Below are 15,139 nucleotides of genomic sequence, written 5' to 3'. Positions count from 1 at the left end.
TTCATAGCTGCAGCCGGAGGTCCGTAACAGTCCACATGGCATTGCGCCAAGCCAACGTCAGAGTGACTGTTGCGCCCTTGTGAGCCGGGTCGGCATTAAGGAACGAGCCATTGGCGCGGACTGCCTCGCCAGCAGTCGAGTCAACGGTTAGTACGACCGTCTCCTCGCTTGCCGCACTTACGAAGTTCAACTGAGCTCGCTGAACCTGCAGTCGTCCGCCTATGTAATGAGCCTTGAGAGCTGCCGTCTTATCGATGCTGGTCGCGTAGCTGAGGCAGCCGACGCATGAGTTGGCGAAGTAGCGCCGCATGTAGGTACTGCTCGTCGTCGCGAAGCCCCAGTCCAGCGTCTGCACGAAGAACTTGGCGAACGCTTCCGCTCCCGCCGCAGTGTGCGTCGTCCCGACAGCAGGCAGCACCGGCGGCTGCTCGCCGGGTCTGGTGTTCGGACCGGTCCGCGGCACATCCGCCGGCACCGTCGGGACTGCCCGCGAGGGCGGGGCACTGCTCGACGACGCCACCGAACTCGACGGAGCGACCGACGACGACGGAGCGGACGAGGCGCTCGACGAGGCCGAGACATCCAACGACGAACCCCCGCCACCGGGCGTCCCAGACGACGTGCACCCACCCACGAGCAGGCAGACGACAGCGGCGACCGCCCGCGTCCCCACCCGCATCGCAGCAGGATAAGCACAGCCACGAAGATCCGCAGATCATCTTCGGACACCTGTGGACAAACGCCACCTGAGAGCGGGGCAGGGCGCACAGGCGAGCGGGGCACGATGAGGGTGTGCGTCGTGTCCTGGTGCTCCTGACAACGATCCTCGCCGCGCTGGCGCTCGCCGCGTGCAGCAGCAGCGGGGGAGCGGCGACGCCCAAGGCGTCCGACCTGAACGACAACGCGGGCAGCGGTCCGTACCAGGGGCTCGGCCTCGACCCGGCCCAGCCGCGTCCAAGCTTCACGCTCACCGACACCGCCGGCAAGCCGTTCGCGTTCGGCCAGCAGACCGCCGGACACCCCACGTTCCTCTTCTTCGGCTACACGAACTGTCCGGACGTGTGCCCGACGACGATGATCGACATCCACGACGCGCTGGCGAAGCAGCCGAAGGCGCTGCAGGAGCAGACCTACGTCGTGTTCGTGACGACGGACATCAAGCACGACACGGCGCCGGTGATCCAGCGCTGGCTGCAGAACTTCTCGCACGGCATCAGCGCGCACATCATCGGCTTGCGCGGCACCCAGGACCAGATCGACGCGGCGCAGGCGGCGTCGCGGATCCCACTGGCCGAGGACGACGGCAAGCAGCACTCGGCGCTGGCCCTGCTCTACGGCAAGGACGACTACGCGCGGGTCGAGTACCCGCAGAGCTCGAACGAGTCGAAGTCAATGGCACACGATCTCCCGCTGGTGGCGTGAGGCAGAATTCCGCCTCGTGACTCTTGACCGTCTGCGGCCCTGGCTCGGCACGCTGGCCCGCCTCGTGCTCGGCGTCGTGCTCGTCTGGTCGTCGCTGTCGAAGCTGCGGGTGCCCCGCACGTTCACCCAGGCGGTACGCGCCTACGACGTGACGCCCGACTGGGCGTCGTACGCGGTCGGCTACGGCGTGCCGGTGCTCGAGCTGGTGCTCGGCGTGCTGCTGGTGCTCGGCATCGCGACGCGACTGCTCGCGTCCGCGGCGGTCGTGATGTTCGTGCTGTTCCTGGTGGCGCTGATCCAGGCGGCGGCACGGGGGCTCGACGTGCGCGTCGGGTGGTTCAACATCGGCGGACTCACCAACGGCTCGTCGCACTACTTCCTGCACATCCTCGGCGCGCTCGGGCTGTTCGTGCTCGCGGCGTACCTCGTGCTGTTCCCCGCGAGCCGGATCTCGGTCGACAAGTACCTGGCCCGCAATGACTACGTCGAGCCGCCGTCAGCCAAGCGGCTGCGCACGCCGGAGGGTCGCAAGAAATACGTCGCGGCCGTCGAGGCGAAGCGCAAGGAGGCGCGCTCGCGGTCGCTGTACCTCAACGGATCGCTCGGACTCATCCTCGCCCTGATCTTCTTCATCGGCATCGGTGTGCAGGGTGGACGCGCCAAGATCAGCGGGGCCGTCAGCACGCTGTTCGCCGCTCCGACGAACGGCATCGTGTCGGGGACGAAGGCGGCGGCCACCGTCGACCTGTTCGAGGACTACGCCTCGCCGCAGGCGCGGGCCTTCAACCAGGCCGTCGCCTCGACGCTGGCGGCCGACGTCAAGGCGAACACCGCGCAGGTGCGCTACCACCCGGTCGCCTTCCTGGACGCGGACTCGAAGGGCGACCGCTGGTCGTCGCGCGCGGCCAACGCGGCCATCTGCGCCACCGACGTCTCGGTCGACAAGTTCGTCGCTCTGAACAACCTGTTCTTCGGCTCGGCGGGCGGCAAGCAGGTGCAGCCGCCTGTCGGCTCCTCCGGCCCCTCGCTGTCGGACATTGCGGGCTACGGCACGACCATCGGACTCACCAAGGCGCAGGTGGCCACCTTCCGCACCTGCGTGCGGGACGAACAGCACCTCGGTGTCGTCGAGGCGATCACGCAGCGGGCGTCGCAGCGCGGATACACCGCCGGGCTCACCGTGCTCGTGAATGGTCGCTCGGTGGCCGCGTCGCTGTCGGCGGTCAAGGCGGCCATTGCGGAGGCGGGGCTGCACGGGCCCAAGCCGACCCCTGCTCCGCCGTCGTCGTCGGCTCCTGCTCCGTCGTCGTCTGCCTCGTCGTCGGTTGCTCCGTCGCCTTCGACGTCGTCGTCAAAGCCGGCCGTGAAGCCGTCGTCGTCGGCTGCGAAGAAGCCGGCCGCGAAGACGTCGTCGGCTGCGAAGAAGAAGTAGTCAGGGACGCAGTCCGGCGCGCTCAAGTAGCTGTTCGGCCTCGGCCATCAGCTCGTCTGGTCCGAGATCCCGGTCGGCGGGGTCGCGGAGAGCTGGGTCATCGACGTAGCTGTCGACTTCGGCGAAGAAGGCGTCAAGAACTTCGAGCGCTTCGTCCGGGCCCTCGTCGTCTGCCTCGAGGTAGCGAACCAGGAACTGCCGCTGGAACTCACGCGGCGTGATCTGCCGGTCGACGTAGGGCTGTAGCAGGTCGAGGTAGCGAGCGAGTGCGTCACGAAGCCCCGGCACGACGCCTGACGATGCCAATGGCCTTGTCCTTCCTCACTCGGTCGATCTGATACGCCTTCATCTTCCAGCAGGTCCAGAAGCGACCGTCCGAGTGCTGAATGACGATCTGCTCCGTCTGGTAGTTGACGTTCAAGATCGCCGGGCCGTCTCGGTATGTGCCGTCCGGTATGCGGATGGTCGCGGGATCGTCGACGAAGTGCTCGATGGCGCGCTCGAGCTCCTGGTACGCCTGACGACTCTTCGGAGTTTCGATGCCCATGGCGGGCGCGTGATCGTCGAACTTCTTCTCGATCTGCTTGCGCGTGATCTGTAGCGGTGGGAGTGCCGCCTGCTCGGCTGACGCTGGGCCGAGGGCAGCGCCGTCGCGGCCAATGTTCATCACGCCCGCGTCGACGCCGAGGTAGGTGACTCGGGCATAGCCGGCGTCCAGCAGCGCGCGCAGCCGGAAGTTCACCGAGCCGGCGGTCTCGACGGCCGTCTGCATCGTGCGGGCGCAGGTGGCGATGAGCGAGCCGATGCGGTCGATGATCGCGGCGACCGAGCGCGCCGTGAGGGCGATACGTGCGAGCTCGGCCGCCTGCGCCGCGGCCTCGGACAGTCCGACGGTGATGACGCTGAAGAGTCCGCCGGCGATCTCGATGCCGGCCGTCCACTCGACGAGGCTCTCGAGCTCGCCGATGACCTCGTGGTGCAGCTGGTCGAGCAGGTGCGCGTAGTCGGTGCAGGCGCTCGACAGCACGCGGTGGGCTGCCGCGAGCTCGGACAGGTGCCCGCCGAGCGAGCGGCAGGCGCTCAGCGCGGCGTCGGTTTCCGGGGTCCGCTCGGCCAGGATGTTCGCCTCAGCGAGCGGCGCGGTGCCGGCGAGGTCGTCGAGCAGGGCGGCGGACTCCGCCCAAGCCGTGGCGGCGGTGCGCAGCTTGTCCTGGTGCCCGTTCGGCCAGACGCGGTCGATGACGTCGGAGATGAGATGCCAGTGCGGCGGCAGTCCGGCCGAGCCGACGCCGAACGACGACGGCGCGTCCGGCACGTTGGACCGGTAGTAGCGCCAGACGCTGGTGTCCGGTTGCGTCCAGCGGACGCCTGGCACGGACGCGATCTCGGCGCCGGCCCAGTTGAAGCCCGTCTTCTGCAGCAGAGCGGCGAGGTGGAAGCCGGCGTCGACGACGTCGCGGGTGGCGCCGAGGGTGGCCGAGGCGGCGGCGTCGTAGGTGGAGCCCCAGTCACGTCCGACCGGGTCGTCACCGGCCATCCCGGCGCAACCGGACAGCGTGGCGACCAGGCGGCGGGCCGCGTCGTTCGCTGGCTCGCCGATGAGGGCGCCGACGACGCGGCTGGCGGCGCCGAAGCGCTCCGGCGTCACGTCGATCGTCGGGCCCATGGCGGGGGAGCCTACGAAAGATTCGTACACGGCCGCTGGGGCCTGTGGACAACGACGAACGGCCGGCTCCCGATCAGGGAACCGGCCGTCGAAGCGTGCGGACCTACTTGTTGGCGGCGTCCTTGAGCGCGCTGCCGGCGGTCAGCTTGACCGTGTTGGCCGCGGCGATCTGGATCGTCTCGCCCGTCGACGGGTTGCGGCCCTCGCGAGCCTCGCGGCGGCCGACCGACAGCGAGAAGAAGCCGGGGACGCTGACCTTCTCGTTCTTCGCGGCAGCGTCCTCGAGGGTCGACTGGAGGGCGCGCAGGACGGCGTCCACCGTCTTCTGCTCCAGGTCGGCAGACTCTGCGACAGCTGCCACCAGTTCCTTGCGGTTCACTGGGTTCTCCCTTGATCGTGGGGGTGCGGTTGCACCGAGTTAGCGGCCCCAGTATTGCTCAGACCGCTGCAGGGCCCGTGTTTCGGGGGGTTTCCGCGTGTCGGACCGCCTCCGGGGACGGTACTCGTCGGCCGTCTCAGGTGCCCGTGTAGTCTTGTGGACGGCTCGTTCCAGGGAGCCGGCAAGGCAGTACGGGGCTGTGGCGCAGCTGGTAGCGCACCACACTGGCAGTGTGGGGGTCAGGGGTTCGAGTCCCCTCAGCTCCACCAACACGCGACGTTCCAACCCTGTACAAGCGAAACACCCGGTCCCCTCCGGGCGGGTGTTTACGTTTCGGGGACCAGTTTCATTGACCTCCATGGACTCGCTGGTCGTATACGGCACCTCGAGCCTATGCACGAGGCGCTTGCTGAGGCCGTGTTCGAGAATGACGTCCAGTTCAGCTGACCTACCCGTCTCGCCGGACGGCAATTGTTGGGTTGCCGCCGTATGGTCCCCGTGTGACCGTCGCCAGCCCGCCGCCTGTACTACCGCAGACATACGCCCGGTGGCAGGCGCGGCTCGCGCACTCCTTTTTTGCGGGTCGGGCGTACGAACCGGTCGTGCTGTTCGTCGATCGCGACGAGCTGCAGCGGCTAGCTGACCCGGGCGAGGACGGCGCGTGGTCGCTGGCTTCGGCGGTGCGGCAGATCGTGGATGTCGGGCGCGGTTCGGGCATGTTCGGCCGCGCGCAGCGGCTCGAAGCGCTCTGGCGCCGTGGGCCGCGAGAGGAGCCGCCCCCCACACTGCCAATCCTCGCTTTGAGCGTGCTTGCTGCGTCTGAGATGCGTACGGATGCGAGCGCTCGACGGAATGCGTATTACCGGCGACTGGTTGGAGCCCTGCTGCCGGACGTCACCGACGAAGCCACCGTTAGCCGCGTCCTGACGGCACTCCGCAACGGCAGTGCGTTCCTTGACGTTGTTGAGATGTGGGAACAGCTTGATCGCTGGCTGCGGGAGCAGCAGGGCGCGTTCGGCACCTCCACAATTCAGGCCGGAACTGCCAATGAGTCACGCATCGGTTATCCACTGTCGCAGACCTTGGTGCGCCGCAGCGACCGCGCGGCGCTGACCCGCTTCTTTTCGGCCGCACGCCTAAAGTCCGCCGGTGTGCCGAGTGCTGACTCCCTGCTGCGGATGTTGCGACGCTGGGTCACGCACCGGGGCCACGGCCTCACCGACCGCTTCGTGGAATCGTTGAGTGATGACGAGGTGCTGCCGCTCCTCACTTCAATGCTCCACGACCTGGCGACTGCCTGGGACGGCAAGATCATCACGGCGGAGGGTCTGCGCCGGCTCGACCTACGCCTGGCAGTCGACCTAGATGACGCCCGCACGTGGTGGGTGGTTCCCGCCGTACGCGATATCACGGGCGACCTGCTGAGGGGGATCTGCGGCGGGCAGGCGTTCGAGGCCCTCATCACGGCCGATCCGCACAGCACCATGTACCGTGCCGAGGGCTTGCCGGCCGTACGAGCATCCGACCTGGCGTCCGGACTTGTCGCCCGCGGCGAACGCTGCGTTGCGGAGTTTCAGCCCACCAAGGTGCTGGTTCTCGCTGCCGACGCCGACGCCGGTGGCTGGATGTCGGTTGATCTGGTTCAGCCATTCGAAGAGCACGTGTTCGTCTCATCCACCGACGCAGCTGGTGCGGTGAACCAGGCGCTTCGGTCCGCGGCGGACGAAGGGTGGCGCGCGCTCGACTCGGCATTCGCCGACCGGTTACTGGGTAGCGGCGGATTCAGCGTCTTCGACCGTGTCGTCTTCTCTGATCAGGAGCGCCTTGACAACGCGCTTGCGCTTATGCCCGGTTCGGTCGCGGCGGGCCTGCGCCGTGGGGCGGCGGTTCGACCACGCCTGATCAACGGTTTGCCGATCGATCGGCATATCGCGGCTAACGTGTACCTGGCAGGCGGCGAGCCCGACCTCGTGCTCCCCATGGGCGATGAGACGCGTTACGTCGACGTCAGCCTCGACGGGATGACCAGCCGTCTTCGCGCGTCATTGTTCCCGATTCCGTTGTCACGCTTCCGCGGCGGCATGGAACCCACCGACCACACTGTGCAGGTTGACGACGAGACGCTCACCTTCGTCGTCGAACGCAGATCGCTCGATGACCGTCGGGCCAATGTCGGCAGCATCGGCTGGATCGACGGCGCGCTACGCGACTCCGCGCCCGACACCGCGGAAATCTGTGGCGCACTCGTCCGCGATATGGACGTTGCACGTCCAGTGCTGGCGCGACGCGGCTCCGCGATGACGATCCTTATCGGTGCCGACGGTCGAATGACGACGATCAGCGATCCGCCGTCGCCGACTGGTCTGCCGGCCCTGACCTTCGCCTTCTTCGAGGTGCCGCCAAGCACAGCCGTGTGGCTCGCGCAGAAGCGGACTGCGGGGTGGACGGTCACCAAGCTCAGGGGTGCCGAACCGGCCTTTCGCGGTTTGACGGCCGCCGATCGTGCTGTCTGGGGGGAGCTGTCAGCCAGTGTACGTTCGCCGAGCCCGCTGTGGCGCCTGTACACGCAAGCATGGGAGCGAACCCGTGCGCGTTGACACGATGCTGGCCTGGATGAGTGAGACCAGCGCAGGCGACATCCAGGACCTCCGGCAGCGCGTCACGTGGCTCGCCCGCACCGCCAACCTCAGTCCGGGCAAGACCGCGTCCGGCCGTTGGCTGCGCGACATGTCGGCGCTCGGCCATGCCGAGGTGGACTGGGACCGGGGCCGCTGGGCGATTGCACCCGCCACGGCGACGCTGCTTCCGGCAGGTGACGGCACCGTCGTGCTCACCGGCCGCCGTCCGCTCGATTTGATTGACCAGCTTGAAGCCGAGTGCGCGCTCTTCGTGGCGGAGCCCGGGGTAACTGACGAGGCACGGCTACCGACACCTGCAACGGTCTACCTCCAGACCGAATCACTCGCCGAACTCGATCAAGCACTTAGCGCCAACGAGGTGCGCTACGTGGGATGTGCTGCACGCGGGATCGCCCAGCGCTTGCAGCGGGTGGAACTCGGCGAACCCGCGGGACAACCTGCCTGGGGTACACCGGTCGAGCACCTCGTCGTCGGCGGTGCACGGGGTATCGACTTTGCCCGCGGTCTGCCGGACGGTGACGGGCTTTGCCGCTTTCTCGTCAACGGGCGACAGCTGTACCGCTACCGAGTAGGGGGCGATTGGCACCGCACTGAGCACGCCCCAGGCATCTGGTGGGCACTGGCGGAGCGGCACGAACGGATGGTGCGCTGGCGATCTGAGCGCCAGGTGCACGGCGAGGACATCGGCACCCTATTCGTCGACCAAGGAGCACCGTTGCCACCGCTTCAGGCCAGGGCCCTGGTGCTCTGCAGTGGGTTGCCAACCCAATTCGGCAATACCGCCCGGACTGCGATCTACCGAAACATTCCTCGGTCGGTGGCGGACCTGGTGGCAAGATCAGTTCGTCAGGTCGTCTCGGTTATCGACTGACCGCGCGCTCGGGAGGGCAAATGAAAATTGCGGTACCCCGTGGCTTAGATGTCATCGGAACCTTCGAGCGGCTGCGCGAGGCGTACTTCCGCTACTACGACACGCCCTTCGGGCTGACAGACGAACGTCTTCAGACGGAACGGCGCGAGCTGTTCGATCGCGACAACGGGGTGTATCGCCGGCCGCTGATTGAGCTCCGACCTGAGTACGTAACGGCCCTGAGGACCTTGGCAGACTCGGTGGCCCTCTGTCACGGCCCGGATGAACTCGGCGCGTTCGCCAGCGCAGGCCTCATCCCGCCGGGACGGCCGCTGTATCTCCATCAGGAGCAGGCGCTTGCGGCCGGTCTAACACCTGGTCGTAACATGGTGATCACGGCGGGCACCGGTTCGGGGAAGACTGAGTCGTTCCTGCTGCCGATTCTTGCCTCGTTGCTCGAAGAGTCGCGCGGTTGGACTGGTCACGCAGCGCCGCTCGTACCGTGGTGGCGGACGCCCGGCGCTGGCTTTCAATCGCAGCGTCACGGAGAGTCCGGGCGGCCCGCAGCCGTTCGGGCCCTCATCCTCTACCCGATGAATGCCCTGGTTGACGACCAACTCATGCGCATGCGTCGGGCGCTTGACAGCGACGACGTGCGTGCCTGGCTCGACACCAATCGGCACGGCCACCGCTTCTTCTTTGGCCGCTACACCGGTGCGACGCCCGTGACGGGCAGCCGGACCAGCGACATCGCCGTTGAGCGGTTGCAACAGATTCTGCAAGAAACTGAACAGCGCGCGCTGCGAGCTACGGCTGTTGCCGCGTCGACAGGTAAGGATGAGGTCCGCTACTTCGTGCTGCGGCTCGACGGTGCCGAGATGCGGTCGCGCTGGGATATGGCTGACGCCCCGCCCGACGTTCTCGTTACCAATTACTCGATGCTGAACGTGATGTTGCTGAGAGAACGCGACGAGAACTTCTTTGATTCAACCCGGGCGTGGCTCGACGCCGATCCGGCTAACCGCTTTACGTTGGTCATCGACGAGCTGCACATGTATCGGGGGACCGCCGGGACCGAGGTCGCCTATCTGCTGCGCAATCTAAAGCAACGGCTTGGCCTCACGGAGCGTCCAGACAAGTTGCGCATCCTCGCCGCATCTGCGTCGATCGACGCTACGCGTGACCAGGCATACCTCGAGCAGTTCTTCGGCGTCGATGCCGCTTCATTCGATTTCGTGCGTGGCAACTTGGCGATGCCGACCACGGCGACGAGCGGCGCCGCCGCGGACGCAGCCGCAATCCGCTCGAGCGAGGCGGTCGACGCTGCTGCGTACGCCCGCGATCACGGTCTCCTGGACGCGGTCCGCCGGGCCTTCCTCGACCCCGATGAGAAAGGCGACGAAGTCGCGTCTGCGAAGGCGTTGCCGGAGCTGGCCGCGCGCGTCTTCCCGGACACTGCTGCGCCCGAGCGGGACGATGCGCTGGCAACTTTGCTTCGCGGCATGGCCGAGTTGCCCGTTGACACTGACCCAAAGCTGCGGGCGCACTACTTCTTCCGGAACGTACCCGGGGTCTGGGCGTGCACCGATCCGAACTGTCCCGATGCACCTGACCGAGCCGAGCCGCGCCCGGTCGGTCGCCTGTTCAGCGAACCGGTCACCCGCTGCAGCTGCGGTGCTCGGGCGCTGGAGCTGCTGTATTGCCAGAACTGTGGTGACGTCCTGCTCGGGGGTTTCACGCCGGAGGGCGCCACCCAGAAGCGGACGGTCCGGACCCTTCTGCTTGGCGACGTACCCGAGCTGGCCAAACTGCCGGACCAGGTACGGCTTGAGCGGACCGCCGCAAACTATCTCGTGTACTGGCCGAATGCGGCGGAGGATCTCGACGGTCCGGAGACGACGCGCTGGACGCGCGATGGTGGCAACGTCACCTACAGCTTCCGCCGCAGTGCGTTCAATCCGGCCAACGGCGAGGTCCGCAACGTTGGCACGACAGGCGGGCATACCGGCTGGACCTTCCATGCCGTCGTCCGACCGGCACGTGACATCGCGACTGTCAGTCCGTTCCCGACGTGCTGCCCGAACTGTGGTGACGACTGGGCAATCGAGTACGGACGCAGTGGTCGCCTGCCGCACACCGACCCCGCCACCCAGCGCTCGCCAATCCGCGGCATGCGCACCGGTTTCGAAAAGATCAATCAGGTCCTGACCACCGAGCTGGCGACAGACCTGGCGGTACAGGACCGGAAGGTCATCCTTTTCACCGACAGCCGACAAGATGCGGCGAAACTGTCGTCCGGCCTCGGTCTTCGCCACTACCAGGACCTGCTGCGATTGCTGCTGGTCGAGTACTTGAGTGCCACGACTGACCCGTCGGCGGATCTGGCCCTTGCCCGAACACACGTCGTCGACAACAGCAAGACGCCCGAGTCCTGGGTAGCAATAGATCGTCTGGAAGCCCGTGACGCGAACGTCTTTGGCCAACTCCGGAAAATCTGGGAGGGGCGACCGGGCACCAACCCTGCTGACGAGTCGTCCCTGGTGGCACGCCTGTCCGCCGGCTCGTCACTTGAAGTGAGTGCCGGTGCGATCGCGCAAGTACTGCTCGGCCTCGGTCTGAATCCGGGTGGGCCGCACGCCAGTCTCCAGGAGACCGCCCGCAACCCGAAGCGACGCTGGACAACGCTCTATGACTGGGATGCGAGTCCGGTCGTGCCGCGGGCCGGCGTCTCACCTGAACAGGGAGACCTTCGTGCCGAGATCAACCGATCGTTGATGGTCGAGATCTTGGGTGGGTTGTTTTCGGGAGCCGGACGTGACTTCGAATCGCTCGGTCTCGGCTGGCTGGCACTCGCGACCGACACCAAGGCAATCGACGAGCCGGTCACGACCGACCTCGCCTACGCGCGAGCCAGTCTCCGCGTGCTCGCGGACACGCGCCGATTCGACGGCATGCGTGATCCGCGGCCTGGCAGTCCGCCGCGTCAGCTCAACCGCTTCTGGCGCAAGATCGAGCAAGCTGGCGGTCCCACCGTTGCCGACCTGACACGCATCTTCGCGGAGCAATGTGGGCCGGCGGTGCGTGATTACCTGATTGATCCATCTCGCGTTATGTTGCGCCAGGGTGACGGGCGCGCGTGGGAGTGCACGAACTGCCATCGCCGACACCTGACGCGCGGCTGCGCCCACTGCACCTATTGCGGCACCGTGCTGCCCGACTTTGCGACGACGTACGTCGTGGAGGAGGACTACTACGGCTGGCGCGCCACCACCGGCTCCGGGCGATTCCGCCTTAACAGCGAGGAGCTTACCGGTCAGACCGACCGGAGCGACGCGCAACAGCGCCAGTCCCGGTTCCAAGAGGTCTTCCTTGAGACCGGCGCGAATCCCGAGGTGCCTATCGCGGATGGCATCGACATGCTCAGCGTAACCACCACTATGGAGGCTGGCGTGGACATCGGCGCGCTGTCGGCCGTCGTGCTCGGAAATATGCCCCCTACCCGGTTCAACTACCAGCAGCGCGTGGGCCGTGCTGGTCGACGTGGCACGCCGGTGGCGGTAGCCCTGACGGTCTGTCGAGGCCGTAGCCACGACGAGTACTACTTCGACGCGCCCGACCGCATCACCAACGATCCGACCCCTGAGCCATACCTCGCGATGGGTCGTGTCGAAATCCTGCTGCGCTCGCTCCATGGTGAGACACTGCGCCTCGCGTTGCCCGCAGTTGCAGACGCGATCGACGCGACCGGCGTGCAGTTCAACCGAACGGCCAATGTGCACGGGGCGTTCGGGACGGTTGCCGATTGGCCGACCGTACGGCCGCTTCTCGTCGACTGGCTAACCCGAAACCGTCCGATCGTTGAGCAGGCAGCAGTCGCGATTGTCGATCGCACGCCACTGGCCCCGCGCGCCGTCGAATTGGCCGACCGGTGCATCGCCGAGCTGCCCGGGTTGATCGACGCCGCGGTCGCGAGCGTGGGCGATGACGAACTGAGCCAGCGGTTGGCTGAGCGCGGCGTGCTGCCGATGTTCGGGTTCCCAACTAGCGTGCGCTACCTGTATCTGCGCCGCCCCGGTTCCTCGTATCCCTGGCCGCCTCGGATGACCATTGACCGCGACCTTGCGATGGCCGTCAGTCAGTTCGCTCCCATGAGCGAAGTCGTCCGGGACGGGCGCGTTTACACCGCGGTGGGCGTTGCCGCATTCGAGGGCGTCGGCCGACCGCCCCGCCTATCGACAGATGACCCCCTCGGCGTCAGTCGCGACATCTATCTCTGCCGGTCCTGTTCCTTCCTGTCGTCGGACAACCTCGGCGACATCACGATCTGCCCCCAGTGCGGGTCTCCGGATGCGTTCGCCCGCTTCACCCTGCGCGAGCCGCTCGGCTTCCGCGCGGGAGCCTGGCCACGAGACTTCGATGGCAACTTCAGCTGGTCGCCGCGCGCAATGGCAGCACGGGCACTCGCGGATCTGTCGGCGCTGCATGAGGAACCGCACGGTGCGGCTGTGGCCTACTCGGGTCCGGGTCAACGCTACGTGATCAATGACAACGGCGGCCGGTTGTTCAGCTTCCGGCCCGCGGCACCGCCGCCAGCAGGCAGAGCTGCATGGGGCGGATACGTTTCGGTCGAGGCGGTGTCGAAGGGACTGGTCGCGGCAAACGATGCCAGCGGCGATCCATTCGATGTCGCCCTGGGCGCAGTACAACCGACCGACTTCCTGTTCTTCGGTCCCGAACACGGCACGCTGCCAGCTGAAGGTCTCCGGCTGAACTTCGCCTCGCGCTTCCAACCGAGCGGGGCAGCAGACCCGTCCGATGGGCGACGCGCTGCTTGGTACTCGCTCGCTTTCATGCTGCGTAAGGTCGCCGCGGCAAAGTTGGACATTGAGCCGCTTGAACTGGTGGCCGGCATCTTCGCGGGCATGGCTAACGGAGAGCCCGCGCCGTACGCCTTCATCGCCGACACGCTAGAGAACGGTGCGGGATTCAGTACTTATTTGGGAGACCCAGCGGTGTTGCCGTCGTTGCTTGACGACGTCGACACATACTTAGCGCGTCTGGCCGAACCAGACCACGCCGGCATCTGCACCGCATCGTGCTACCGGTGTCTACGCGACTACGGGAATATGTCATATCACGCGTTGCTGGATTGGCGTCTCGCCCGGGATCTGCTCGAGGTGCTGCGAACCGGGCACCTCACGGTAGACCTTGCCGACCAACAGCGGGCGCTGGATAACTGGTCGCACGGCTACGACGCGGCTCCGATTCCGTCCGTACCTGGCACCGTCCGCTTCACGCACCCGCAGCTCGGTGATTACATCTTGGTCGTGCGGCACCCGCTCGAAGCGTCCGAGAGCACGTTCCTCAATGAGCGGCTGGCTGAGGCGGCGGCGTTCGCGGAGGCCGAGGTCGACAGCGCTAAGCAGACATTCTTTGTTGACGCATTCACGCTCGACCGCGACCCAGGCAGGGTGTTCCGGCTCTGCGACGACGTCGCCGGCCAACTGTGACGACGCCCCCCGACGACGGCGGCTGGCTTTCCCCGACGCACGCATGGCGGGTAGCGCAGTGCCCGGCGTCGGCAGGCCCCGGCGTCTCTGGGGTAGTGCAGATTGACGGACCGCCACAGAACAAAGGCTCCTTGGCGCATCGGGTCGTGGATCTCTGGGTGCGTGCTCGCGGTTACGAAGAGGCCGATGTACGCGGCGCGATGCGGGCCGCGATTGATCGGGCGGTTGCGGAGGTTGGCTCCGACTTGCCGTCGGACTGGACCCTGACGGGTAAGCGCCTGCTTGCCCGTGCTCCAGTGCTGGCCGAGGCGATTGGCACCGATGTCAGCGAGGTTATTCCCGAACGGACGATCCGCTGTGCCACCCTGCACATCTACGGCACGCCGGACATCGTTGTAATCGGAAACGAGATCACGCTGATCGACCTGAAAACTGAACAGCTCGACGATGATGGACTGTCACCATGGATCACGTTCCAGCTGAGCATCTATGCGTATCTCGTTGGGCAGGAACACGGTCGGCTGCCTGATCGCATCGAGGTGTTCAGCACGCAACGCGGGCGTATCCCCGTGCCGCTGACAGACCGCGACATTGCGGTGGCTATAGCCGGACTTGAAGCGGCTCGGCGCGCTGATCCGTCTACGGCAAACCCCAGTGAGGAGACCTGCCGCTTCTGTCGCCGACGGTTGCGATGCGACGCCCAGTGGCAGGCAGCGCCCTCATGGACGAGGCGTGATTGCGTGGCCGGGCGCGTCAGCCGCAGCGAGCGGTCGACCAACGGATTGACCGGGTTGTGGCTGGAGACTGCCGACGGTGCAGTCTTGCTGAGCGGCGTCCCGACGGTGCTCCTGTCCGATATCGACGGCGCCTCGATCCGCGCGGTACGAGTCCGCGCGTCGCAGCGTGCAGATGGTGAGCAGCCAATCTGGCGCTGGGGGACGAAGAGTGCGCTCGCCAGGGTGTCGGCGTAGCGCCAGGTCGTTGCAAATGATGATGAATTAGTCTGACCATGACGGAGTTGGTTTGCAACCACGCCCATCGGGAGTGCAGCGATGAAATTTCGTTATCGCGTACGTTGATCTCGCATCATCTTGCCACGTCCTTCGATGCGTCATGTCAACGGCCAAGTTGTGGTCCCCGCTGGTGGCCAACTGAAAGTCCCCACTCCTCGCGGGTGATCACTTCTTTTTCGAGGCGGTGTCTCCTCTCGTGCGGGCTTGTTTCATGCGGTAGCTGTCGCC

11 protein-coding genes and 1 tRNA gene are annotated in these 15,139 nt (G+C 66.5%); 8 read left to right on the top strand and 4 right to left on the bottom strand.

Going from position 1 to position 15,139, the window contains the following annotated elements:
- Nucleotide 1: 1 nt before the first annotated feature.
- Complete coding sequence (locus ACTHMS_RS11780) at nucleotides 2-418, bottom strand: DUF6318 family protein (protein ID WP_440306855.1); 417 nt, start codon at nucleotides 416-418, stop codon at nucleotides 2-4.
- Between the two features lie 22 nt (nucleotides 419-440).
- On the opposite strand from ACTHMS_RS11780, the gene ACTHMS_RS11775 reads away from it, so the two are divergent.
- The 3 genes from ACTHMS_RS11775 (at nucleotide 441) to ACTHMS_RS11765 (ending at nucleotide 2,854) form a co-directional block, all read left to right on the top strand.
- Nucleotides 441-692 (top strand): hypothetical protein, encoded by a 252-nt coding sequence (locus tag ACTHMS_RS11775; RefSeq protein ID WP_440306854.1) that lies wholly within the window; start codon nucleotides 441-443, stop codon nucleotides 690-692.
- A gap of 115 nt (nucleotides 693-807) precedes the next feature.
- Complete coding sequence (locus ACTHMS_RS11770) at nucleotides 808-1,422, top strand: SCO family protein (protein ID WP_440306853.1); 615 nt, start codon at nucleotides 808-810, stop codon at nucleotides 1,420-1,422.
- A 16-nt stretch (nucleotides 1,423-1,438) separates the two neighbouring features.
- Nucleotides 1,439-2,854 carry a MauE/DoxX family redox-associated membrane protein gene (locus ACTHMS_RS11765; RefSeq protein ID WP_440306852.1) on the top strand — a complete coding sequence of 472 codons (1,416 nt, stop codon included), beginning with the start codon at nucleotides 1,439-1,441 and terminating at the stop codon, nucleotides 2,852-2,854.
- Here the strand turns inward: ACTHMS_RS11765 and ACTHMS_RS11760 are convergent, their stop codons facing one another.
- The 3 genes from ACTHMS_RS11760 to ACTHMS_RS11750 all read right to left on the bottom strand — a co-directional run bounded on the left by ACTHMS_RS11760 (nucleotide 2,855) and on the right by ACTHMS_RS11750 (nucleotide 4,899).
- Nucleotides 2,855-3,160: a colicin immunity domain-containing protein gene (locus tag ACTHMS_RS11760; RefSeq protein ID WP_440306851.1), complete on the bottom strand. Its 306-nt coding sequence runs from the start codon at nucleotides 3,158-3,160 to the stop codon at nucleotides 2,855-2,857. It abuts the gene before it with no gap.
- Complete coding sequence (locus ACTHMS_RS11755) at nucleotides 3,126-4,520, bottom strand: colicin D domain-containing protein (RefSeq protein WP_440306850.1); 1,395 nt, start codon at nucleotides 4,518-4,520, stop codon at nucleotides 3,126-3,128. Before ACTHMS_RS11755 ends, ACTHMS_RS11760 begins: the two co-directional genes overlap by 35 nt.
- Nucleotides 4,521-4,623: 103 nt before the next feature.
- Nucleotides 4,624-4,899, bottom strand: a complete 276-nt coding sequence (locus tag ACTHMS_RS11750) for an HU family DNA-binding protein (protein ID WP_440306849.1) — start codon at nucleotides 4,897-4,899, stop codon at nucleotides 4,624-4,626.
- Between the two features lie 193 nt (nucleotides 4,900-5,092).
- Between ACTHMS_RS11750 and ACTHMS_RS11745 the strand changes: the two genes are divergently transcribed.
- The 5 genes from ACTHMS_RS11745 (at nucleotide 5,093) to ACTHMS_RS11725 (ending at nucleotide 14,869) form a co-directional block, all read left to right on the top strand.
- A tRNA-Ala gene (locus tag ACTHMS_RS11745) sits at nucleotides 5,093-5,168 on the top strand.
- Between the two features lie 231 nt (nucleotides 5,169-5,399).
- Entirely contained in the window at nucleotides 5,400-7,496 is a 2,097-nt protein-coding gene (locus ACTHMS_RS11740; protein WP_440306848.1) for a hypothetical protein, read from the top strand.
- A gap of 16 nt (nucleotides 7,497-7,512) precedes the next feature.
- Complete coding sequence (locus ACTHMS_RS11735; protein ID WP_440306847.1) at nucleotides 7,513-8,409, top strand: hypothetical protein; 897 nt, start codon at nucleotides 7,513-7,515, stop codon at nucleotides 8,407-8,409.
- A 20-nt stretch (nucleotides 8,410-8,429) separates the two neighbouring features.
- Nucleotides 8,430-13,898, top strand: a complete 5,469-nt coding sequence (locus ACTHMS_RS11730; protein WP_440306846.1) for a DEAD/DEAH box helicase — start codon at nucleotides 8,430-8,432, stop codon at nucleotides 13,896-13,898.
- The gene (locus tag ACTHMS_RS11725; RefSeq protein WP_440306845.1) at nucleotides 13,895-14,869 is read left to right on the top strand and encodes a PD-(D/E)XK nuclease family protein; all 975 of its coding nucleotides are present in this window, start codon (nucleotides 13,895-13,897) and stop codon (nucleotides 14,867-14,869) included. The genes ACTHMS_RS11730 and ACTHMS_RS11725 overlap by 4 nt, the downstream gene beginning before the upstream one ends.
- Nucleotides 14,870-15,139: the final 270 nt, after the last annotated feature.

Source organism: Jatrophihabitans sp. (assembly GCF_051960575.1).
In the GTDB taxonomy this organism is placed as follows: Bacteria; Actinomycetota; Actinomycetes; order Mycobacteriales; family Jatrophihabitantaceae; genus JBQCEE01.
Note: the sequence above shows the minus strand (reverse complement) of the source record. Positions and strands in the feature narration are given on the sequence as shown.